The 500-nt window shown below is 66.2% G+C and carries 1 protein-coding gene; it reads left to right on the top strand.

What is annotated here, in order from left to right:
- Positions 1 to 500: VCBS domain-containing protein (locus tag Q0932_RS20480; protein ID WP_299357118.1), on the top strand; the 500-nt coding region annotated here is incomplete at both ends.

Here is a 500-nt window from a genome sequence, read left to right as displayed (position 1 = left end):
GGCACGACGCATCAGATCCAGATCACGATCCATGGGACCAACGATGCGCCGGTTCTGAGCGCCGCTACGGCTTCGGCGACCGAGGACGGGTCGTCGGTCTCGGGACAGATGTCGGCGACGGATGTCGATACCGGCGACACGCTGGCCTATTCTCTGGGGCAGGCAGCACCGGCGGGGTTCACGCTGAACGCGGACGGGTCCTGGAGCTTTGATCCGACCGACGCCGCCTACCAGCACCTCGCGGCAGGCGCGACGCAGCAAGTGACGATCCCCGTCACCGTCACGGACGGCACCGCGACCGACACGCAGAACCTGACCATCACCGTCACCGGCACCAACGATGGGCCAGCGGTCAGCGGACCGGTCACCCTGCCCGGCGGCACCGAGGACAAATCGGTGCAGATCACCGTGACACAGCTAATCGAGCATGCCACGGATATCGACACCGGCGATCAGCTCTCAGTCGCGGGCCTCACCGCAAGCCACGGCACAATCTCTGG

It is taken from the genome of uncultured Shimia sp. (assembly GCF_947498095.1).
GTDB lineage: Bacteria > Pseudomonadota > Alphaproteobacteria > Rhodobacterales > Rhodobacteraceae > Shimia.
This window is presented reverse-complemented; position numbering and strand designations above follow the sequence as displayed.